The organism is Streptomyces longhuiensis (assembly GCF_020616555.1).
GTDB classification, from domain to species: Bacteria; Actinomycetota; Actinomycetes; order Streptomycetales; family Streptomycetaceae; genus Streptomyces; species Streptomyces longhuiensis.
Window position 1 is genome coordinate 7,830,164 of sequence record NZ_CP085173.1, and the last position, 22,106, is coordinate 7,852,269.

Below are 22,106 nucleotides of genomic sequence, written 5' to 3' on the forward strand. Positions count from 1 at the left end.
ACGGCGGCCGCCGGACGCCGCACACGCAAGCCGGCCGCCCCGGCCGAAACCGGCGTCAGGGTGTCCGACGGCCGCCCGCCCTGGATGGAGAAGCCCACCCGAACCGGCCTGTTCCTCAAGGGACTTGTGCTGGTCCTGGTGGTCGCGGCCGTCGCCTACCCGCTGCTCGGCGTGATCGGCACGAGCTTCGCCTCGCAGTCCGACATCATCCGCAGCCCCGGCCTGGTCCTGTGGCCCGACCACCCGACGCTGGAGGCGTACCGCACGGTCTTCAGCGGCGGCGTCGTCACGCACGCGCTGCTCATCTCCGTCGGCGTGACCCTCGTGGGCACCGCGACCAGCGTCCTCGTCACCATCGGGATGGCGTACGGCCTCTCGCGCCGCGAGGTCACCGGCTCCCGCTTCATCCTCATGACGGCCCTGTTCACGATGCTCTTCGACCCGGGCATCATCCCCAAGTTCCTCACCATCAAGGAACTCGGCCTGTACAACACCCTGGCCTCACTCGTGCTGCCCACCATGGTCAGCGCGTTCAACCTGGTCGTCCTGCGCTCCTTCTTCATGAACCTGCCCGAGGAGCTGTACGACGCCGCGAAGGTGGACGGCGCGGGCGATCTGCGCACCCTGGTGCGCATCGTGCTGCCGCTGTCGAAGGCCGTCATCGCCGTGATCAGCCTGTTCTACGCGGTGACGTACTGGAACGCCTTCTTCAACGCGATGCTCTACCTGAGCGACAACGACAAGTGGCCGCTCTCCATGGTCCTGCGCACCTTCGTCCTCCAGGGCCAGTCCCTGGAAGGGGCCTCGGCCGGCGAGGCGCTCGCGCCCCAGCAGGCCGTGCAGATGGCCGTCCTGGTGATCGCCGTCGTGCCGATCCTGTGCGTCTACCCCTTCCTCCAGCGCTACTTCACCAAGGGCGTCCTCACCGGCGCCATCAAGGGCTGACCTCGCACAGCCCCGTCCCACACCCCCCCGCGCCCATGTCCCCTCCGTCACCGAGGAGTTCACCGTGCCGCGCTCCACCCCCATCAATCGCAGAACCCTGCTGAGGACATCCCTCGGCCTGGGCCTCGGCCTCGCCGCGGCCCCGCTGCTGACCGCCTGCGGTGACGGCGGCGCCGCCGAGAAGTCCGCCGCGAAGAGCCGCAAGGTGCTGCCGTCCACCGTCACGGCCAACACCGTCAAGGCAGACCTCCCCGGCACGGCCGCCGGTGTGCCCAACGCCTTCTACAGCTACCCGAAGAGCCCGGTCCGCTCCGTCGAGGGCACTCCGCTCAAGGGCGCCAAGACCGTCAAGGCGATCACCGAGACCTACGCGCCGCCCGCCCCGGCCCGCGGCAGGAACGCCGCCTGGCAGGCGATCGAGAAGCGGCTCGGCGGCACGGTCGACATCACCGCCGTGGCCGCCGACGACTACCCGGCGAAGTTCTCGACGATGGTCGCGGGCGGTGACCTCGCGGACGTCTTCATGTATCCGGAGACCGGCGGCGTCGACCACAAGGCGGCCTTCCTCGCCGCCGAGTGCGCCGACCTGACGCCCTTCCTGTCCGGCGACAAGGTCAAGGCGTACCCGAACCTGGCGGCGATCCCGGCGAGCGCGTGGCAGCAGGCCCTCTACGGGGACAAGCTCTACGGCGTTCCGGTCACGCGCTACGGCACCTCGGGCGCCGGCTTCTACCGGCACGACCTGTTCAAGGAGGTCGGGGTCGACAGCCTCGACCAGATCACCGGCCTGGACCGCTTCTTCGAGGTCTGCAAGGAGCTGACGCAGCCGAAGAAGAAGCAGTACGCGATCATCGCGGGCGCCACCAGCATGCTCGCCATGTCGGCGGGCGCCCCCTACTTCTGGTCGATGGACCAGAAGACCGGCAAGTTCACCGCGGACCTGGAGACCGACGAGTACCGCTCCGCCGTGGAGATGGCCGCCAAGCTCTACAAGGCGGGCTGCTACTACCCGGGCACCCTCGCCATGACCGGAGCCCAGAAGGCCCAGTACACGGACCTCTTCAAGAACGGCAAGGGCGCGTACGTCTACGACGGCATGCCCGCCTACCTTCAGCCCTCCAGCGGATACGTCGACGCGATGGCCGCCATCGACAAGAGCTACGACGTCCGGCCCTTCGTGCCGGTCGGGACGAAGGCCGTCACCTGGACCGACAACGCCACGCTCAGCGAGTCCTTCGTGAAGAAGGCCCCCAAGGCGCGTGTCGAACAGATCCTTCGCCTCCTCGACTTCATCGCCGCGCCCTTCGGCACCGAGGAGTACACCCTCATCAACTTCGGAGTGGAGGGCACCGACTTCAAGCGCGACGCCAAGGGCATCCCGGTGCTCACACCCACCGGCAGCCAGGACATCGGCGTCCCCTGGGGCAAGCTCGCCTCCGGAATCCCGGCCCTCTTCTCGCCGACGTCGAAGGACGCGGTGACGTACGCGCACGAGGCGTACACGAAGCTCATCCCGATGCTGGAGAAGTCCGACTACCTGGACTACACGTCCCCGACCTGGGACTCGAAGGGGTACGGCAGCTTGCTCACCCTCAAGGGGGACGGGCTCAAGGACATCATCTCCGGCCGCAAGTCCATGAAGGACTACGACGCCCTGGTGAAGGACTACCTCGCCAAGGGCGGCGAGCAGTGCCGCTCCGAATTCGAGGACGCCGCCCAGAAGGGAACCGACAAGTGACCCGCACCGTACGCGCCGCCGTCGCCACCGCCGCGGCCTGCGCGGCCCTCGCCCTGGCCGCGCCCGCGCAGGCGCACCCGTTCGACCCGAAGCCCGGCGCGGACGGCGTCGGGGACCCGCTCTTCCCGACGCTCGGCAACGGCGGCTACGACGTCCGGCACTACGACCTGTCGTTCGACTTCACGCCGGTGACATACGACTTCACCGGCACCATGAAGATCAGCGCGAAGGCCACCCAGGACCTCTCCTCCTTCAACCTCGACATCGACTCGCTCGCCATCGACGCGGTGAAGGTCGACGGCAAGGACGCGGCCTTCGCCGTGTCGCTCGGCAAGAGCGGACAGGAACTGACGGTCACCCCCGCCGGCGGCCTGCACGACAACACGCCCTTCGAGGTCGCCGTCACCTATCACGGCAACGGCAGGACGAAGCCCATCGGCGCCCCCGGCTGGCGCTACATGAGCGACGGTGGATTCGCCTCCGCCGCGCAGTCCTCCCGCGCCGACACGTTCGCCCCCGTCAACGACACCACGATGGACAAGGCGAGCTGGACGTTCCACCTCACCGCCCCCGACGGCTGGACGCCGGGCGCCAACGGCACCCTGACCGGCACCCGCCCCGCGGGGGAGGGGAAGACCACTTCCGACTTCCGCCTGAACACCCCCATGGCCTCCGAACTCCTCGGCATCTCCGTGGAGAAGCAGACCCTCCTGACCGGCAAGGGACCGCACGGCGTGACGCTGCGCCACTACGTCCCCGACGACCAGGTGGCCACGTACCGGCCGATCGTCGAGCAGACCGGCGGCCAGATCGCGTGGCTGGAGAAGACGCTCGGCGTGCGCTTCCCGTTCGACACCTACGGGATGCAGATCGTCCGCGACGGCTACAGCGACGCGTTGGAAAACCAAACCCTGTCACTGTTCGGGCCGGGCTGGTTCAAGAACGCGTCCACGTCCACGACATACACGAACGTCATGGTCCACGAGATGACCCACCAGTGGTTCGGTGACTCGGTCACGCCCACCACGTGGCAGAGCGCCTGGCTGAACGAGGGGCCGGCCGTCTACTACGCAGCCCTGTGGGCCGACCAGCAGGGCACCGCCTCCATGGAGGACAAGATGCGGACGGCGTACGGGAAGCTCGACGCCGTCCGCAAGACCGACGGGCCGCCCGGACTGCCCACCGAACTCGGCGGATTCAACATCTACGACGGGGCCGCCGTCGTGCTGTACGCCCTCAACCAGCAGGTCGGACAGGACGACTACGACGCGATCATGAAGTCCTGGCTCACGAAGCACCGGCACGCCAACGCCGACTCCCAGGACTTCATCGACAACGCGGTACGGGTCACGCACGACCCGTCGCTGCGGCCCTTCCTGGAGGACTGGCTGTTCAGCAAGGACAACCCGCCCATGCCCGGCCACCCCGACTGGAGCTGACGCCGACCATGAACGGCACCCGCATCGCCGTCGCCCTCGCCGCCACGGCCGCCCTCCTGTCCACCGCCCCCGCCGCACATGCCGACCCGTCCGCCCGCGTCCTGCACGCCGCCCCCGACGGCTCCGGCACCGCCTGTACGCACGGCCGCCCCTGTTCCCTGGACGGCGCCCGCGACGCCGCCCGCACCGTCGAAGGCCGCGACGTACGCGTCGAACTCGCCGACGGAACCTACGCGTTGAGCAGGCCGCTGGAACTCGGCGCAGCCGACTCCGGGCGCGACGGGCACACCGTCACCTGGACCGCCGAGCGAGGCGCCCACCCCGTACTCTCCGGCGGCAGGACCCTCAAGGGCTGGGCCGGCAACGCCGACGGGACCTGGACCACGCACGTCCCCGAAGGCGTCACGCCCCGCCAGCTCTTCGTCGACGGGGTACGGGCCGTGCGCGCACGCGGCGCGTCGTGCGCCGCCTCCGTGTGCGACGCCACCAAGACCGGCATGACCGGCGCGAAAGCCACCGGCATCTCCTCCTGGGCCCGCCCCACCGACGCCGAGGCCGTCATCAGCGTCCGCTGGCGCAACTACCACTGCCGCATCGACTCCGTCACCGGCGACGTCCTGACCTTCGCCCAGCCCTGCTGGACCAACTCCGCCTCCGGCACGAACCGCACCGGCCCCGCCTGGGACACCACGACAGTCGACTCATCGCGCTACACGCAGGTCAAGTACTTCGAGAACGCACCCGAACTCCTCGACCAGCCGGGGGAGTTCGTCTGGAACTCGGACGCCCGCACCCTCACATACCTGCCGCGCAAGGGCGAGGACATGCGCCGCGCCAAGGCGGTCACCCCCGCCACCGAGCAGCTCCTCGTCCTCGACAGCGCCCACGACGTACGCGTCGAGGGCATCGCGCTGCGGTACGCGGCCTGGCACCAGCCCTCCACCGACGAGGGCTACGCCGGCATGCAGGCGGGACTCGTGCTCACCGGCGCCACCGGCCCCGTCGACCACGCGGGCCGCTACTACACCAAGCCCTCCGCCGCCCTCACCGTGCGCGGCGGCAGGCATGTGGCCGTCGACCAGGTCGGGTTCAGCCACCTCGGCGGCGCCGGAGTGGTCTTCGAGGCCGGTACACAGGACTCGACGGTCACCCGGTCCCGCTTCACGGACCTGTCCTCCGGAGCCGCCTACATCGGCGACACGGAACCCATGCCCGCCGCCGAACTCGTGGGCGCGCGCAACACGGTGGCGTACAACACCATCCGCCGCACCGGCGTGGAGTTCACCGACGCCGTCGGCATCTGGGCCGGCTACGAGGCCGCCACCGTCATCGACCACAACACCCTCGACGACCTGCCCTACTCGGGCATCTCCGTCGGCTGGGGCTGGAACCAGCCCGAGGCGCAGAAGTCCGTCCTGCGCGACAACCGGATCACGAACAACCGGATCACGAACGTCATGCGCGTCGAGCACGAGCAGCACGACGGCGGCGCCATCTACACCCAGGGCGCCCAGCCCGGCACCGTCATCTCCGGCAACTACATCAACCGCAGCGCCTTCGGCAACACGGAGCGCGACGGCAACGGCATCTACCTCGACGAGCAATCCAGCCACATCCGCGTCGAGGGCAACGTCCTCACCCGACTCGGCTACAAATGGGTGTCCAACTGGGCCGACTACGGCATCGACAACCACGCCACCGGCAACTGGACCGACACCGACGCCCCCGCCCTCGCCGGCACCGGCTCGACGACGGCCGACAATCACACCAAGCTCGACCGGCTCCCCGCCGACGCGCTGAAGGTCGCCGCCTCCGCGGGCGCCCAGGGGCACGACCGCGTGGAACAGCTGCGCCCCGACCTCGCCCGCACCGGCACCGCCTCGCAGTCCTCAACGGACGGCACCGCCACCGCGGCCGCCGCGACCGACGGCGACACGTCCACCGACACCCGCACCCTGTCCGAGGCGGGCGCCTGGTGGCAGGTCGACCTGGGGTCCGTACAGCGCGTCGGCCAGGTCGAGGTCTGGAACAACACCTCGATGACCACGACCGGCTTCGACGTCCAGCTGGCCCGCACCGCGGACTTCGCCGACGCCACCACCCTCCACGTCCCGGGCAAGGCCCTGCGGCCCACCGTCCTGGACACCGACAGGGGCACCGAGGCCCGCTACGTACGGATCAAGCTCACGGGAACGGGACGCGTGGCACTCGCCCACGTCCTGGTCCACCCGTAGATCCGGTGGAGGCCTGAAGGAAACCTGCGGCGGCGCTTAAGAAATCCTCGATGGACCAAGAGCGCCGCCGTACGGCAGATTTGCCCCCGTCGGCAGCAGGGCGCGCCGCAGCCGCACCAAGGCGCCCGTCCGTGCTGTCATTTCACTCTTCCCCTCGCACGGCGGCCGGTCCCGGCATGCCGTGACGCGGGGTGCGACGACGGGAGCGGTGCGTTGAAGGCGCTGGTCAAGGAGAAGTCCGAGCCGGGACTGTGGCTGACGGACGTGCCCGAGCCGGGCATCGGCCACGGAGATGTGCTGATCAAGGTCCTCAGGACCGGGATCTGCGGCACCGACCTCCACATCCGCAACTGGGACGGCTGGGCGCAGCAGGCGATCAGCGCGCCGCTGATCGTCGGCCACGAGTTCGTCGGCGAGGTCGTCGAGACCGGCCGTGACGTCGCCGACATCGCCATCGGCGACCGTGTCAGCGGCGAGGGCCACCTCGTCTGCGGCAAGTGCCGCAACTGTCTCGCCGGGCGGCGCCACCTGTGCCGTTCCACGGTCGGTCTCGGCGTCGGACGCGACGGCGCGTTCGCCGAGTACGTCGCCCTGCCCGCCGCCAACGTGTGGGTCCACCGGGTGCCCGTCGACCTCGACGTGGCCGCGATCTTCGACCCGTTCGGCAACGCCGTGCACACCGCCCTGTCGTTCCCGCTGGTCGGCGAGGACGTCCTGATCACCGGCGCCGGGCCCATCGGCCTGATGGCCGCGGCCGTCGCCCGGCACGCCGGTGCCCGCAACGTCGTCGTCACCGACGTCAGCGAGGAGCGGCTCGACCTGGCCCGCAAGATCGGCGTCAGCCTCGCCCTGAACGTCGCCGAGTCCACGATCGCCGAGGGCCAGCGCTCCCTGGGCCTGCGCGAGGGCTTCGACGTCGGCCTGGAGATGTCGGGCAACCCCGTCGCCATGCGCGACATGCTCGCCAACATGACCCACGGCGGCAAGATCGCCATGCTCGGCCTGCCCGCCGAGGAGTTCGCCGTCGACTGGTCCCGGATCGTCACCTCGATGATCACGATCAAGGGCATCTACGGCCGCGAGATGTTCGAGACCTGGTACGCGATGTCGGTCCTCCTGGAGGGCGGCCTCGACCTCGCCCCCGTGATCACGGGCCGCTACAGCCACCGCGACTTCGAGGCGGCCTTCGACGACGCGGCCAGCGGCCGCGGCGGCAAGGTCATCCTCGACTGGGAAAGCTGATTTCCGGCTCGGTGAGCCCCCGACCTCCTGACCGACCTCTTCTTTAAAGGAAGTCACCATGTTCGACTCCGTACGCGACGATCTGCAGGCCACCCTCGACGAGATCGCCGCCGCGGGCCTGCACAAGCCCGAGCGCGTCATCGGCACGCCGCAGTCCGCGACGGTCGCCGTCACCGCGGGCGGCCGCCCCGGCGAGGTCCTCAACTTCTGCGCGAACAACTACCTCGGCCTCGCCGACCACCCCGAGGTGATCGCCGCCGGCCACGAGGCGCTCGACCGCTGGGGCTACGGCATGGCCTCCGTCCGCTTCATCTGCGGCACCCAGGAGGTCCACAAGGAGCTCGAGGCGCGTCTGTCCGCGTTCCTCGGCCAGGAGGACACGATCCTCTACTCCTCCTGCTTCGACGCCAACGGCGGTGTGTTCGAGACGCTCCTCGGCGAGGAGGACGCCGTCATCTCCGACGCGCTGAACCACGCCTCGATCATCGACGGCATCCGCCTCTCCAAGGCCCGCCGCTTCCGCTACGCCAACCGCGATCTCGCGGACCTGGAGCAGCAGTTGAAGGAGGCGCAGACCGCGCGCCGCCGCCTGATCGTCACCGACGGCGTCTTCTCCATGGACGGCTACGTGGCGCCGCTGCGCGAGATCTGCAACCTCGCCGACCGCTACGACGCCATGGTCATGGTCGACGACTCGCACGCCGTCGGCTTCGTCGGCCCCGGCGGCCGCGGCACCCCCGAGCTGCACGGCGTCATGGACCGCGTGGACATCATCACCGGCACCCTCGGCAAGGCGCTCGGCGGCGCCTCCGGCGGCTATGTCGCGGCCCGCGCCGAGATCGTCGCGCTGCTGCGTCAGCGCTCTCGCCCGTACCTCTTCTCCAACAGCCTCGCCCCGGTGATCGCGGCCGCGTCCCTCAAGGTCCTCGACCTCCTGGAGTCGGCGGGCGAGCTGCGCGAGCGGCTCGCCGCGAACACGGCGCTCTTCCGCACCCGCATGGCGCAGGAGGGCTTCGACATCCTGCCCGGCGACCACGCCATCGCGCCCGTCATGATCGGCGACGCGTCCGTCGCGGGCCGCATGGCCGAGCTGCTCCTGGAGCGCGGCGTGTACGTGATCGGCTTCTCGTACCCGGTCGTCCCACAGGGCAAGGCCCGCATCCGCGTCCAGCTCTCCGCGGCGCACTCCACCGAGGACGTGAACCGGGCTGTGGACGCCTTCGTCGCGGCGCGCGCGGAGCTCGACGCGGAGACCGCCGTGGCGGCCGGCTGACCTGGGGCCTGTCAGGCGGATCACGCCGGGGCCTGGGGTCCGGAGCTCCGGCACGGACCGTCACGGGCAACCCGGTTCCGGCCTGATCCGCCGGACAAGCCCCCGGTTCGGACATCGGCGGCACATTTGGGAGAATCGGTCGCATGATCGAAGCGCGGCGGCTGCACATCCTCCGTGCGGTGGCCGACCACCGCACCGTGACGGCGGCTGCCGCCGCGCTCTATCTGACCCCGTCGGCGGTCTCCCAGCAGCTGACGGCCCTGGAGCAGGAGACCGGTCACCGGCTCGTCGAGCGGGGCGCGAAGGGCGTCCGGCTCACCCCGGCGGGCGAGATCCTGCTCACGCACACGAACGCGGTCCTCGCCCAGCTGGAGCGGGCGGAGGCCGAGCTCGCCGCGTACAGCTCGGGGGCGGCCGGCACGGTCACCGTCGCCGCGTTCGCCACCGGGATCGGCCTGGTCGTCGCCCCGGCTCTGACCCGCCTCGCGCGGACGGCGCCCGGCATCCGGATCCGCGTCCAGGACGCCGAGGGCGACGCGAGCCTGCCGATGGTCCTCGACCGGCAGGTCGACGTCGCGGTCGCCGTCGAGTACCGGGGGGCGCCGGGCGCGGACGACGCCCGCCTGACCCGCGTACCGCTGTACGCCGAGCCGTTCGACGCGGTGCTTCCCGCGGCGCACCGGCTCGCGGCGTCCGACCGGGTGCCGCTCGCCGAGCTGGCCAAGGACACCTGGATCGGCCCGTTCCCCGGCAATCCGTGTCACGACGTGGTGGTCCTGGCCTGCGAGCACGCCGGTTTCCAGCCGCGGGTCGAACACTCCTCGGACGACTTCCGTGCCGTCGTCGCCCTCGCCTCGGCGGGTGCGGGCGTCGCTCTGGTGCCGCGCTCGGCGCTGCGCGGCATGGACCTGTCCGACGCGGTCGTCCGCCCGGTGGACGGGGTGGCCCCGACCCGCCGGGTCTTCGCGGCGGTCCGCTGCGGAGCGGAGGAGCACCCCCTGATCAGGCCCGTCCTGGAAGCGCTCGGGGAAGCCGCCGAGTAGCCGGGGCCGGCAGGCCTCTCGGTCACCCTGGCCTCTCGGTCACCCTGGCCTCTCGGTCACCCCGGCCCCTCGGTCACCCCGGCGTCCCCGTGCTCGCCCGTATCCGTACCTCGCCCACGATCCGCTCAACCCGCGAGCGTGGCCCCCTAGGTTCACGTAACGCGAGGTCGAGAGCGGCGCGGCCCATGCCGGTCAGGGGGAGGGCCACCGTCGTGAGGGGCGGGGTCAGTTCGCGCACCAGAGGGATGTCGTCGAAGCCGGCCAGTGAGATGTCCTGAGGGACGCGCAGCCCGTGGTCGCGGAACGCGGCGAGCGCCCCCACGGCCATCACGTCGGTGACGGCGAAGACGCACGTGGGCCGGGGTGTGCGGCGCAGCAGTTCGCTAGCCGCCGCGTATCCGCCGTCGCGCGTGAAGGCGCCTTCGACGACCCGCGCGTCCACGAGGGGCACCCCCGCCTCGGCGAGCCCCTGCCGGAATCCGGTCAGCCGGTCCGCGACGGTCGTCAGCCGTGCGGGCCCGGCGAGCACCCCGAACTCCCGGTGCCCGAGACCGAGCAGGGCCCGGGCGAGCGCCGCCGCCCCCGCCCGGTTCTCCGGCAGCACGGTGTCGACACGCAGACTGCGGTGCCGGCTCACGACCGCGACCCGGCCCCCGCCGCGCAGATAGGGAGCGACCTCGGACTCCAGCGAACGCTCCCACGCGGGGTCCTGGAAGCCGGAGCCGATGAGCAGGATCGCGCGGGCCCGCTGCGCCCGCAGCATGGAGATGTACGCGATCTCGCGCTCGGGCGCGCGGAACGTGCTGGACAGCATCACCAACAGCCCGCGCTCGGCGGCCCGCGCCATGATCCCGCTGGCGATCGCGGCGAAGTAGGGGTCGCCCACGTCGTGGCAGATGACGCCGACGGTGTTGTTGGAGGCGCTGGCGAGGGCCTGCGCGTGCGCGTTCGGGATGTAGCCGAGTTCGTCGGCCGCGGCGCGTACCCGGCGCAACAGGTCGTCGCGGACGCGGGTGGTTCCGTTCAGGGCGCGGGACGCCGTCGCGGGGGAGACCCCCGCCGTGCGGGCCACCGCGTCGAGGGTCACGTGCGGTTGTTGCGGGTGCCCGTGCGGTTCGCTCACTCTGCCCCCTCGGATTCCGGTTGCGGCACCGGTCGCAGGAAACTTCGGAACGGCCTATTGACCCTGTGCTCCACGAGTCATTAGCGTGGCTGACATCGTACCAGAAAGCGCTTTCTGAAAGCGATTTCTGGACTTCGTCACCGTAGTGAGCATGGATCCGCGACCTCGCGAGTCCGATACCCCGGCTCTCCTCAACTGCCTCCCGATTCCGTAGGAGTTCATCGTGAGTCAGAGCACACTGCCCGCAACTCCCGTCAAAACAGCCGGAGTTGCAGACCGGCAGACGCCCGGGCTGCGCCGGCGTGCCGCGGACGTGGCCGAGCGGAGCTGGCGCCCCGTCGCGCTGCTCGTCGTCTGTTTCGTCGCCTGGTGGGTGATCGCCGCGACGGAGCTGGTCGAGCCGTATCTGGTGCCGTCGCCGGGCCGGACCCTCGACGTCATCCTCGACAAGCCGGACTACCTCTGGCAGCACACCTGGGTGACCACGTACGAGACGCTGCTCGGCTTCGTCATCGCCGTCGGCGTAGGCATCTTCTCCGCCGTGATCATGGTCTACTCGTCGACCGTCGAGAAGACCCTCTACCCGATCCTGCTCTTCGCCCAGGTCGTCCCGAAGATCGCGATCGCGCCGCTGTTCGTGGTCTGGCTCGGCTTCGGCATCGCGCCCAAGATCCTCATCGCCGTGCTCATCGCGTTCTTCCCGGTCGTCATCTCGATGGTGACCGGACTCAAGGCCGTCGACCCGGAGATGCTCCAGCTCTCCGCGACGATGGGCGCCAGCCCCTGGCAGACCTTCCGCAAGATCCGCTTCCCGGCCTCCCTGCCCCACCTGTTCTCCGGCCTCAAGGTGGCCGTCACGCTCGCCGTCACCGGCGCCGTCGTCGGTGAATTCGTGGGCGCGAACGAAGGGTTGGGCTACGTCATCCTCCAGGCCAACGGCAACCTCGACACCCCGATGCTCTTCGCGGGCCTGCTCGTCATGTCCTTGATCGGCGTCGTGCTCTTCGTCCTCGTCGAGATCGCCGAGAAGCTACTCCTGCCGTGGCACGCGAGCCGCCGCGACGTCGCGGCGACCACGGCGTACTGAACGCCGGCATTCCCCCCGAACCGCCCCGGACCACCCACCGACCGCCGCGAGAAGGGCCGCCCCATGCACGCGCGCAGACTCCTGACCGGACTCGTCCCCCTGACGCTCGTCGCCCTCACGGTGACGGCCTGCGGCGACGACTCCGGATCCACGACGACCAGCGACTCGGGCAAGAAGCTCGACAAGGTCACGCTGACGCTCAACTGGTACCCGTACGGCGAACACGCGCCGTTCTACTACGGCAAGAAGCAGAAGATCTTCGAGAAGCACGGCATCGACCTGGAGATCCGCGCGGGACAGGGCTCGCAGAAGACCGTGCAGGCCACGGGCGCGGGCCAGACCGACTTCGGCTGGGCCGACACCCCCGCCGTGCTCGCGGGCGTGGACCAGGGCGTCAACGTGAAGAGCCTCGGCGTGTTCCTCCAGACGACGCCCGCGTCGGTGCAGTCGTTCGCGAGCCAGAACATCAAGTCCCCGGCGGACCTCAAGGGCAAGACCATCGCGGGGACGGCGGGCGACGCGCTCTCCAAGACGTTCCCCATCTTCCTGAAGAAGAACGGCCTCGCCGAGTCGGACGTCAAGGTCCAGAACACCGACCCGGCCGGCAAGATCGCCGCCGTCATGTCGGGCAAGACCGACGCCCTCCTCGGCTACGCGAGCGACCAGGGCCCCACCATGCAGAACAAGGCCAAGAAGGACGTCTCGTACCTCCGCTTCTCCGAGCACGGCCTGAACTTCTACTCGAACGGGCTCATCGCGGGCCCCAAGACCCTTCAGGGCAAGGATGATCTGGCCAAGCGCATGGTCGAGGCCGTCAGCGAGTCCTGGGCCGCAGCGGAGAAGAGCCCCGAGCCCGCCGTCGCCTCCATGAAGGGCGCGTCCGAGCAACTCCCGCCGGAGACCGTGCTGTCCGAGCAGTTCAAGACGACCCTGACCCTCCTGCACACCGACGCGACGCAGGGCAAGGCGCCCGGCGCCAACACCGAGGCCGACTGGCAGCAGACCATCGACGTCTTCGCCCAGGCGGGCATGGTCAAGAGCCCGAAGCCGGTGGCGGACTACTGGGATTCGGCCAACGGGATCAAGGGCTGAGCACTCGTCCCGTACAGCCCACAAGGAGAGCTGCACCATGCCGAAGGACGCGACACTGAAGAAGGCCGACGGAGCGAGCGCACACGTCGGGGCCGCCGTGCGCGCGGCGGACGTCGACGTCCGCTTCCGTACGAAGAAGAAGGACGTCACCGCGCTCGCCGACGTCTCGCTCGACGTCGCGGCCGGCGAGTTCGTCGCCATCGTCGGACCGTCCGGCTGCGGCAAGTCCACACTCCTCAAGCTCGTCGCGGGGCTCCTCGCACCCTCGTCGGGTGAGGTCAGCCTCTACGGGGAGCGGGTGCGCGGCCCGCGCCACGACATCGGGTACGTGTTCCAGCGCGCGGCCCTCCTGGAGTGGCGCTCGGCGCGCCGCAACATCCTGCTCCAGGCGGAGATGCGCGGCATGGCCACCGAAGCGGCACGCGCGCGTGCCGACGAACTGATCCGGATGACGGGCCTCACCGGCTTCGAGGACGCCTATCCGCACGAGCTGTCGGGCGGCATGCAGCAACGGGTCGCCCTGTGCCGGGCCCTGCTGCACGAGCCGCCCGTCCTGCTCATGGACGAGCCGTTCGGCGCCCTCGACGCGCTCACCCGCGAGCAGCTCAACGTCGAGATGAACCGCATCTGGCGCCAGACCCGCACCACCGTCCTCCTGGTGACCCACTCCATCGCGGAGGCCGTCTACCTCGCGGACCGCGTCGTCGTCATGAGCCCGCGCCCCGGCACCGTCACCGAGATCATCGACGTCGGCCTGCCGGCGGAGCGGGACTACGCGGCGACGCTCGCCACCCCGGAGTTCCGCACGGCGACGGGCCGCATCCGTGAACTTCTGGGGGCGGTCTCGGCGCACGACTGAGCCCGCACCGGCACCACGCGTACGCCTTACGCACACGGCAGGGACCCCGCACCCCGCGACGCTGTTCCGCAAGCGTCACGGGGTGCGGGGTTCAGAACTGCTCGTGATTGAGTCAACTCTATTGTGTATTAAAGCTTCTGAGTGGGTGTTATGTTTTTCGTGTGAACCTCAAGGAGTGGGCGATAGTGAATGGTGTGCATCCGCATACCGCGTATCGCTGGTTCCGTGAGGGCACGTTGCCGGTACCTGCTCAGCGGGTCGGTCCGCGCACGATCCTGGTGAACATCGAGGCAGACTCTTCACCGTCCGTGACGGGCGGTCTGGGCCTGTATGCCCGTGTCTCCTCGCATGACCAGAAGAGTGATCTGGAGCGGCAGTTGGCGCGCCTGGCCGTCTGGGCGGCCAGCACCGGTCACCGGGTGGTGCGTGTGGAGTCCGAGATCGGGTCGGGCATGAACGGTGGCCGGTCCAGAGCGAAGCGCCTTCTGGCCGACCCGGATGTGACGACGGTCGTGGTCGAGCACAAGGACCGCCTGGGCCGGATGAACGTGGAACTCGTCGAGGCCGCCTTATCCGCGACGGGCCGCCGTCTGGTGGTCCTGGACGAGGGTGAGGTGGAAGACGATCTGGTGCGGGACATGGCGGAGGTACTGACCTCGTTCTGCGCCCGCCTGTACGGGCGTCGTTCCGCGAAGAACCGGGCAAAGAAGGCTCTTGAGGCGGCTGGAGTCCGATGACTGAGCCGAAAAAGAAGCAGCAGCTGCGTGCCATCGATGCGCCGTTCGTCGCCCTGGGGCCGTCCGGTGTTGCGATACGCGACCGTCTCAAGCACCTCACGCCCGAGGACATCAAGGTGTTGCGCCTGGCCGGCGAACACCTCGGACGCCTCGCGTCCCGCGACCTTAAGGCCCGCTGCCGGGACGCGGGTGACCATGGCGCCGAGAGGTGGGCGGCGCGTAAGCGGGACCTGACGGGCGCCTCGTCGTCGCGGTGGGCCGGAGCGATCACGAAGGCCACGCACGACCAGTGGGCTTTGTCCCGCCGCTGCCAGCTCGCCCACATCCAGGGCCTTGAGGCCGGTGTGCGCATGCTGAGGCACCGTCTGTCCCTTCCGCTCGGTGACAAGGGCGCCAAGGGTGCTGCGGGCGGCTACCGCTCCAAGGGCGAGTGGTTCCACAAATCGCGGCGCCTGGCGATCCTGGAACACCGTCTCGACGTGGCGCGTGCGGACTGGGAGGCCGGTGTCGTGCAGGTGGTGCGTGGTGGCCGCAAGCTGCTGGGCAACCGGCACCACCTCGAAGCCACGCAGCTCACCGAGGCCCAGTGGCGGGAACGCTGGCAGGCCCAGCGCTGGTTCCTCCAGGCTGACGGCGAGTCCGGGAAGCGGTACGGGAACGAGACGATCCGCGTCACCCCCGACGGCGAAGTGTCCATCAAGCTGCCGGCCCCGCTCGCCAGCCTGGCGAACAGCAAGCACGGCCGGTATGTCCTGGTCTCCAGGGTCGCTTTCGCGCATCGGGGCCAGGAGTGGGCCGACCGCATCGAGGGCAACCGGGCTGTCGCCTACCGCATCCACTACGACGTGGAACGTGGCCGCTGGTACCTGACCGCCTCGTGGCAGCGGCCGGTGGTCCACACGATCCCGTTGGAGAGCGCACGCGCCAAGGGCATGATCGGCGTGGACACGAACGCGGATCACTTCGCCGCGTACCGGCTCGACCCGCACGGCAACCCGGTAGGCGACCCGCACTGCTTCTCCTACGGCCTCAGCGGGACGGCGGGCCACCGGGACGCGCAGATCCGGCACGCCATCACCCGGCTCCTGCACTGGGCGAAAAGCTGCGGCGTTGCCGCCATCGGGATCGAGAACCTGGACTTCACCGCCGAGAAGACCCGCGAGAAGCACGGCCGCAAGAAGGGGTTCCGGCAGCTGATCTCAGGGATCCCGACCGGGAAGCTCAAGGCCCGGCTCGTCTCCATGGCCGCCGAGGTGGGCTTGTCCATCGTGGCCGTTGATCCGGCCTACACCTCGATGTGGGGCGACCAGCACTGGCGCAAGCCGATGCGGACACCCCGCCGCACGATGTCCCGTCACGATGCCGCCGGCATCGCGATCGGGCGACGCGCCCTCGGGCACCCGATCCGGCGACGGACGGCACCGCCCCACGACGACCAGAGTGATCGTCGTGGGCATCGGACCGTCCAGGCCCGACCGGGTATCCGGGAGCGTGAGGGAACCCGCCCACGCGTCACGGACCGTGCACACGATGCACGTGCCCGAGCGGGTACACAACAGGGGACGCGGGTGACCAGTGCATCCAAAACCGTTCGGGATGCGCGCAGTGCCGGGCAGTGGGTCCAAGACTCACTCCTGCACACTGACTAGGAACGGTCCCTTTTCCGGTCTCCTGCACCGGCCTCCTCAGTACCGCAGCGCCGCCAGGTACTCGTAGCTGTTGCGGGCCGTCGCGAACGGGTCCTTCGGGGTGTCGTGCTCCACCAGCCACTGCCTCACGCCGCCGACCTGTGCGTCGTCGAACATGGCAGCGAAGTCGAGCGTCCCCGACCCCACGTCGGCGAACCCGCCGTCGGGCGCCATGTCCTTCACGTGCAGGGCGGGGAAGCGGCGCCGGTGCCGCACGAAGTACGTGGCGGGATCGGCGCCGCCCTTCGACGCCCAGTACACGTCCAGCTCGAAGGCGACCAGATGCGGATCGGTCTCGCGGACGAGGATGTCGTACAGGTTCTCCCCGTCCAGCACGTCGTGGTCGCCGTCGTGGTTGTGGAACAGGACGGGGCCGAGCCCCGCCTCGCGCGACGCGGCCCCGATCCGGTTGAACTCCCTCGCCGCTTCCCGGTATCCGGCCGGACTGTGCATCGAGCCCGGCAGGCTGGGCACCACCGGCCACCTGGCGCCCAGGGTGTGCAGATCCTCCAGCGCCTGCGGCAGCCCGCTGCCCGTCAGCGTCGTGTACGCGACATGCTCCAGGACCGCGCGCAGGCCGACCGTGTCGAGCATCCGCCGGATGTCCGCCGCCCCGTACCCGTGCCGCCCGCTCACACCGACCGTCGCGTACCCGATCTCCGCGAGCTGCTCCACGGTGCCGGCGAAGTCCTTCGCGAGGACGTCACGCATCGTGTAGAGGTGCATGCCGATGCCACCGCGCGGGATGCGCCGCCGCTGCCCGGCCGACGCGGGCAGCGCCGTACCGACCGCTGCCGCGAGCCCCAACGACGTACCGAGAAAGGCCCTTCTGCTGCTCTTCATGCCCACACCTCTCACTTCACCGTGATCCGGACCGAGCCGGTGGTCGTGTCGCCCTTGTCGTCGGTGACGGTCAGATGCGCCGTGTACGCACCCGCGCGCGCGTACGCGTGCTGGGCGTCGGCGCCCTCCGTACCGCTCGGCTTGCCGTTGTCCCCGAAGTCCCAGTGGTACGAGGCCGCGGTACGGCCCTCTGGGAGCTTCACTGTGCCCTTGAGCGCGACGGTGAGCGGCGGTGCACCGGCCTCCGGGGTCGCGCTCACCTTCACCTTGGCGCCCGCGCGCTTCTCCACCCCGGGCCCGTTGAAGTGCAGCCAGTCGACCGCGAACAGGTCGGGCTTGTCGGCGCTCCACTGCGGATTGGTGAAGACGGCGTAGAGCGGGAACGTGCCGTCGTAGTCGGCCAGTTGGGTGGTGGGGGACACCACGTTGCCCCAGTCTCCCGTGTTCGGGACCGACACCTTGCCGAGCAGCTCGCCGGTCGGGGAGCCCACGCGGAACTCGACGTCGCCACCGATCCCGCCGGACGCGGCGCCCACGGTCACCGAGTCGACGCCCTTCAGGTGCACGGGATCGAAGGACACCCAGTCCCCGTGCTCGATCTCGGTGAGCCGCTTGCCGCCCGAGGCGTCCGCGCGGCTCGCGACCACGACGCCGTCGTGCGCGCCACCGGTCTTCGTGAAGTGCTCGGCCTCACGGAACGAGGTACGCAGCGAGAGCGACGCCGACCCGGTCAGCGCGGGCACGCCGCCCGCCCCGCCCTTGTCCTCGTACTGGGCGCTGATGCCGTAGTACAGGTTCTGACCCGGACCGTGGCTGTCCCCGGCGTCCGTCACGATCTCCCCGGCGCACCCCGTGTAGTTGTCCAGCGGATGCAGATGGGAGTCGTGGCCGAGCTGGGACTGGACGACGACGCGCGAGCAGTCGATCGGACGCCCGTCCTCCCGGTCGGCCACCTTGATCTTGAACGGGATCGTGTCGCCGAAGCTGAACGTCCCGCCGTTCGGCGGCTGCTGGATCGTCACCTTGGGCCGCGTGTTCCCCACGGTGATGTCCTGCACGGCCAGTCCGGTCAGCCCTGTCGGCCCGGTCACCGTCAGCCGCGCCGTGAACACGCCGTTCTTCGTGTACGTGTATTTCGGGTTCGCGTCGGTCGAATCGGTGGTGCCGTCCCCGTCGAAGTCCCAGGCGTACGTGACCGGCTTGCCGTCCGGCAGACCCGAACCCGCGCTGGAGAACGTGACGGCCAGCGGTGCCGAACCGCTGTCAGGCGCAGCTGCTGCCCGCGCGTCCGGCAGGCGGCTGTCGGCGACGTAGTCGATCCGGTAGATGCCGGCACCCTCGTTGCTCCCGCCGCGGCCCGTGCCGCTGCCGAGCCCGAAGTCGATGACGTACAGCGCCCCGTCGGGACCGAAGTCCGCGTCGAAGGGCTGGTTCCATTTCATGTCGCCGAACACGGAGTTGATGGACTGCAGATCGCCGGCCCTCGCCGGCTTGAACCGCGGATCCGTGAACGTCTGGTCCTTGTCCTGGATCGAGAAGGTCTTGAACCACTGCCTCGTCAGCTCGTAGTTGAACCACTTCCCGTCGAAGTACTCGGGGAACTTGGTCTTGTTCGGGTTCGCGGGGTCGTAGGCGTACACGGGACCGCTCATCGGGCCACCGCCGCCGGTGCCGAGCTCCGGGAACTGTTCCGAGGCGGAGTACGCGTACCAGACCGACGCCGCGTGCGCGGGTGGCAGGTCGCGCAGGCCGGTGTTGTTCGGCGAGTCGTTCACGAGGTGGCCGCAGTCGAACTTCGCCCCGGACGTCTTCGACTCGAAGTCGTAGTCGTTGAACGGGGTGTTGTCGCCGATGCAGTACGGCCAGCCGTAGTTCCCCGCCTCGGTGATGCGGTTGAACTCCACCGTGCCCTCGGGCCCGCGGTCGGCCACCGCGTTGCGCGCGTCGGGACCGTAGTCACCCACGAGGAGCGCCCCGCTGACCGGATCCGTCGTGATCCGGAACGGGTTGCGCATGCCCATCGCGTAGATCTCGGGCCGGGTCTTGTCGGTGCCGGGCGCGAACAGGTTCCCCTCGGGGACCCCGTACGTCCCGTCGGCCTTCGGGGTGATCCGCAGCACCTTGCCGCGCAGGTCGTTCGTGTTGCCCGCGGTGCCCTGCGCGTCCCAGGCACGCCGGCCCTCACGCTCGTCGATCGGGTTGAACCCGTCCGACGCGAAGGGGTCGGTGTTGTCGCCCGTCGCGATGTAGAGGTCACCCTTGTTGTCGAACGCGATCGAGCCCGCCATATGGGAGTTGGCGCGCCCCTCGCCCCGCCAGGTCGGCAGGGTCAGCAGGCGCTTCTCCGACGCCGGGTCGACCTTGCCGCCCGACTCGGTGAACCGCGAGAGATTGATCCGCTTCTCGGTCTTGTCGGAGTTCAGCAGATAGATCCAGTGGTTGTCCGCGAACTTCGGATCGAGCGCGAGCCCCAGCAGACCGTCCGACTGACTCGTCATCTCGGGCGTGTACGCGAGGTCGAGCGCCGTGGTGACCTTCAGCGTCTCCTGGTCGATGATCTTCAGTTTGCCGGTCCGCTGGATGAAGAACACGCGCCGGTCCGGCGCCACGGCCAGTTCGAACGGGTCGGCGAGGTCGGCCGTCGCGAGCGGAGTGCGCTGGAAGCTGCCGGTCCTGGTCGCCGAGCAGTCACCCGGCTTGTCGCCGGCCGCCCACTGGATGCCGCCGAGGATGTGCTGGAGGAAACCGGCCTCCTCGTACGCCGACTTGGCGTGCCCGCCCGCGGTGAACCAGGAGCGTCCGCCGTCGTAGTTCTGGCACCACGACCACGGGTGGTCGACGCCCTCGTCGAGGCCGGTGACCCCGTCGCGCACTTTGACCTGCGCGAGCGTGTGCACCTTCCCGGTGGGGTTGGTGCGCCAGTTGTACCACTCCTCCGTACGCTCCCAGAGCTCCGGAAGCCCCTTCGTGGACGGGTGCGCGTGGTCGAGGACCTTGATCCGGCCCGTCTGTACGGCGGGATGCTGGTCGAAGATGGCTCCGACGAGCCCCTCGTACCAGCCCCAGTCCCGCTCACTGGCCGAAGCGGCGTGCAGGCCGACCCAGCCGCCGCCCCCACGGACGTACTTCTGGAGGGCCGCGCGCTGGTCGGCGTCGAGCAGATCGCCCGACTCCGGCGTCGAGTTGGTGTTGTTGAAGACGATCGCCTTGAAGCGGGCGAGGTTCTCGTCGGTGAACGCGGCGGCGTCGTCGGTCGCCTCGACCTCGAAGCCGTTCTCACTGCCGAGCTTCTTGATCGCGTCGATACCCGCCGGGATCGAGTCGTGGGCGAAGTTCGTGACCTTGGAGAAGACGAGCACGCGGTACGAGGCCGCGGCCTCGGCGCGCGGCGGGGCCGCCAGACCGAGGCCGACGACGAGGGCGACGAGCGCGAGGAGAACGGTCCAGGGCGAGCACCTGTGCGGGCCTCGCCGCCTGAGTGGGCTTCGCGCGGTGGACGTGGTGCGCACGGGAGGACCGTGTCTCCCGGACGGTACGGGTGTGGCGGAACTCGTAGAACTCATGGCGCTCCCTGGGCTGTTGGCCGGTGGGCCGACTCGGGCGTGCGGTGAGTGCTGCGGGAATGCCGGAGCGCCTAGAAAGCGCTTTCCCGATGGCGTCGCTAGCGTAGGTTCCGGGCGGAGAGGGGTCAATGGGTCCGAACGGGCCAGGGGGTGGGGAGGGGGCGGCGCCATCGCGGAGGATCGGGTGACAGCCACCGGCGAAGGCGTGGGGTGGGTGTCGATGGTGGGGCGGTGGTGGTGCCTGAAGTGGTGGGCGGGCTGGTCGCTGTTTACGGGGGCCTGGCGCTGGTCGCGCCGGAAGTGGTGAGCCGGTCGCCGTTCGCGGGGCCCAGGGCATGGTCGCGTCCGAATTGGTGGGCCGGTCGGCAGTCGTTCGTGGAGGCCTGGTGCTGGTGGCGCCCGAACTGGCGGGCCGACTGGCTGTTGTTCGCGGGGCTGGGGCCCGGTGTCGGTGGCGCTCGAACTGGTGGGCCGGCCGGGCGCCGTTCGCGGAGGGCTGATGGCGGTGGCGCCGGAAGTGGAGGGCGGGCCGGTCGTTGTTTGCGGGGCGCAGGGCATGGTCGCGTCCGAATTGGTGGGCCGGTCGGCAGTCGTTCGTGGAGGCCTGGTGCTGGTGGCGCCCGAACTGGCGGGCCGACTGGCTGTTGTTTGGGGACCCGGTGCCGGTCGTGCCCGAACCGGTGGACCGCCCGCCCGCGCATACGTTCCGACCGGCGATTGTCAGTGGGCTTGGCTACGGTTTCTGGCATGCAAGACGCCGACGACGTACGTTCCATCGCACTCGCTTTGCCGGAGGTGACGGAGAAGATCGCCTGGAGCATGCCGACGTTCCGGGTCGCGGGGAAGATGTTCGCCACGATGCCCGAGGAGGAGACCTCCATCGCGGTGCGCTGCCCCAAGGTGGAGCGCGACGAACTGGTTCTCGCGGAGCCGAAGAAGTTCTGGATCGCGGACCACGAGGCCGGCTTCGCGTGGGTGCGGGTGAGGCTCGCAGCGCTCGACGACGGCGACGAGCTGCGTGACATCCTCACCGATTCTTGGCGCCAGGCCGCCCCGGGCCGACTCCTGGACGCCCACCCGGAGTTGGGCCCGCCGGAGTCGACGGGCTGATATTCGCGGGGCTCTGTCAGTGCCGCGTGGCATGATCCGGCAGGGGTGGGGGACGCGGAGCCGCTGGGGCCGCCGCGCCGCCGGGGAGGG

16 protein-coding genes are annotated in these 22,106 nt (G+C 69.9%); 13 read left to right on the plus strand and 3 right to left on the minus strand.

All coding sequences use genetic code 11. From position 1 onward, the window contains the following. Positions 1 to 84 precede the first annotated feature (84 nt). From LGI35_RS35665 to LGI35_RS35695, 7 genes are all read left to right on the plus strand, one after another. The gene (locus LGI35_RS35665) at positions 85 to 945 is read left to right on the plus strand and encodes a carbohydrate ABC transporter permease (protein ID WP_227300673.1); all 861 of its coding nucleotides are present in this window, start codon (positions 85 to 87) and stop codon (positions 943 to 945) included. A 64-nt stretch (positions 946 to 1,009) separates the two neighbouring features. Then, a complete protein-coding gene (locus LGI35_RS35670) occupies positions 1,010 to 2,683 on the plus strand; it encodes a type 2 periplasmic-binding domain-containing protein (protein WP_227298391.1) in 1,674 nt (557 codons plus the stop codon). Beyond that, on the plus strand, positions 2,680 to 4,122 hold the full coding sequence (locus tag LGI35_RS35675; protein WP_227298392.1) for a M1 family metallopeptidase: 1,443 nt from the start codon (positions 2,680 to 2,682) through the stop codon (positions 4,120 to 4,122). The genes LGI35_RS35670 and LGI35_RS35675 overlap by 4 nt, the downstream gene beginning before the upstream one ends. Positions 4,123 to 4,130: 8 nt before the next feature. Beyond that, a complete protein-coding gene (locus LGI35_RS35680) occupies positions 4,131 to 6,356 on the plus strand; it encodes a right-handed parallel beta-helix repeat-containing protein (protein WP_227298393.1) in 2,226 nt (741 codons plus the stop codon). Between the two features lie 213 nt (positions 6,357 to 6,569). Next, a complete protein-coding gene (gene tdh / locus LGI35_RS35685) occupies positions 6,570 to 7,598 on the plus strand; it encodes an L-threonine 3-dehydrogenase (protein ID WP_227298394.1) in 1,029 nt (342 codons plus the stop codon). A 58-nt stretch (positions 7,599 to 7,656) separates the two neighbouring features. Next, positions 7,657 to 8,871 (plus strand): glycine C-acetyltransferase, encoded by a 1,215-nt coding sequence (locus tag LGI35_RS35690; RefSeq protein ID WP_227298395.1) that lies wholly within the window; start codon positions 7,657 to 7,659, stop codon positions 8,869 to 8,871. Between the two features lie 143 nt (positions 8,872 to 9,014). Further along, on the plus strand, positions 9,015 to 9,914 hold the full coding sequence (locus LGI35_RS35695; RefSeq protein WP_116507520.1) for a LysR family transcriptional regulator: 900 nt from the start codon (positions 9,015 to 9,017) through the stop codon (positions 9,912 to 9,914). Positions 9,915 to 9,987: 73 nt separating this feature from the next. Here LGI35_RS35695 and LGI35_RS35700 read toward each other — a convergent pair whose 3' ends face one another. Continuing rightward, positions 9,988 to 11,001 carry a LacI family DNA-binding transcriptional regulator gene (locus LGI35_RS35700; protein ID WP_341483506.1) on the minus strand — a complete coding sequence of 338 codons (1,014 nt, stop codon included), beginning with the start codon at positions 10,999 to 11,001 and terminating at the stop codon, positions 9,988 to 9,990. Positions 11,002 to 11,260: 259 nt separating this feature from the next. Between LGI35_RS35700 and LGI35_RS35705 the strand changes: the two genes are divergently transcribed. From LGI35_RS35705 to LGI35_RS35725, 5 genes are all read left to right on the plus strand, one after another. Next, positions 11,261 to 12,124, plus strand: coding sequence for an ABC transporter permease (locus LGI35_RS35705; protein ID WP_423835746.1), 864 nt, complete (start codon positions 11,261 to 11,263; stop codon positions 12,122 to 12,124). 63 nt (positions 12,125 to 12,187) lie between these two features. Then, positions 12,188 to 13,216: an ABC transporter substrate-binding protein gene (locus LGI35_RS35710; RefSeq protein WP_227298397.1), complete on the plus strand. Its 1,029-nt coding sequence runs from the start codon at positions 12,188 to 12,190 to the stop codon at positions 13,214 to 13,216. Between the two features lie 37 nt (positions 13,217 to 13,253). Further along, positions 13,254 to 14,075, plus strand: a complete 822-nt coding sequence (locus LGI35_RS35715; RefSeq protein ID WP_227298398.1) for an ABC transporter ATP-binding protein — start codon at positions 13,254 to 13,256, stop codon at positions 14,073 to 14,075. Positions 14,076 to 14,236: 161 nt separating this feature from the next. Beyond that, positions 14,237 to 14,812, plus strand: a complete 576-nt coding sequence (locus LGI35_RS35720) for an IS607 family transposase (protein ID WP_227298399.1) — start codon at positions 14,237 to 14,239, stop codon at positions 14,810 to 14,812. Then, positions 14,809 to 16,461: a transposase gene (locus tag LGI35_RS35725; RefSeq protein WP_227298400.1), complete on the plus strand. Its 1,653-nt coding sequence runs from the start codon at positions 14,809 to 14,811 to the stop codon at positions 16,459 to 16,461. Before LGI35_RS35720 ends, LGI35_RS35725 begins: the two co-directional genes overlap by 4 nt. A gap of 36 nt (positions 16,462 to 16,497) precedes the next feature. Here the strand turns inward: LGI35_RS35725 and LGI35_RS35730 are convergent, their stop codons facing one another. Further along, entirely contained in the window at positions 16,498 to 17,343 is an 846-nt protein-coding gene (locus LGI35_RS35730; protein WP_227298401.1) for a sugar phosphate isomerase/epimerase family protein, read from the minus strand. An 11-nt stretch (positions 17,344 to 17,354) separates the two neighbouring features. Next, on the minus strand, positions 17,355 to 20,744 hold the full coding sequence (locus LGI35_RS35735) for a ThuA domain-containing protein (protein ID WP_227300675.1): 3,390 nt from the start codon (positions 20,742 to 20,744) through the stop codon (positions 17,355 to 17,357). 909 nt (positions 20,745 to 21,653) lie between these two features. Between LGI35_RS35735 and LGI35_RS35740 the strand changes: the two genes are divergently transcribed. Continuing rightward, entirely contained in the window at positions 21,654 to 22,016 is a 363-nt protein-coding gene (locus tag LGI35_RS35740; RefSeq protein ID WP_227298402.1) for an MmcQ/YjbR family DNA-binding protein, read from the plus strand. Positions 22,017 to 22,106 lie beyond the last annotated feature (90 nt).

Coding starts and splice junctions, on each gene's coding strand:
- LGI35_RS35665 (WP_227300673.1), top strand. CDS start 85: ATGGAGAAGCCCACCCGAACCGGCCTGTTCCTCAAGGGACTTGTGCTG.
- LGI35_RS35680 (WP_227298393.1), top strand. CDS start 4,131: ATGAACGGCACCCGCATCGCCGTCGCCCTCGCCGCCACGGCCGCCCTC.
- LGI35_RS35690 (WP_227298395.1), top strand. CDS start 7,657: ATGTTCGACTCCGTACGCGACGATCTGCAGGCCACCCTCGACGAGATC.
- LGI35_RS35695 (WP_116507520.1), top strand. CDS start 9,015: ATGATCGAAGCGCGGCGGCTGCACATCCTCCGTGCGGTGGCCGACCAC.
- LGI35_RS35710 (WP_227298397.1), top strand. CDS start 12,188: ATGCACGCGCGCAGACTCCTGACCGGACTCGTCCCCCTGACGCTCGTC.
- LGI35_RS35715 (WP_227298398.1), top strand. CDS start 13,254: ATGCCGAAGGACGCGACACTGAAGAAGGCCGACGGAGCGAGCGCACAC.
- LGI35_RS35725 (WP_227298400.1), top strand. CDS start 14,809: ATGACTGAGCCGAAAAAGAAGCAGCAGCTGCGTGCCATCGATGCGCCG.
- LGI35_RS35730 (WP_227298401.1), bottom strand. CDS start 17,343: ATGAAGAGCAGCAGAAGGGCCTTTCTCGGTACGTCGTTGGGGCTCGCG.
- LGI35_RS35740 (WP_227298402.1), top strand. CDS start 21,654: ATGCAAGACGCCGACGACGTACGTTCCATCGCACTCGCTTTGCCGGAG.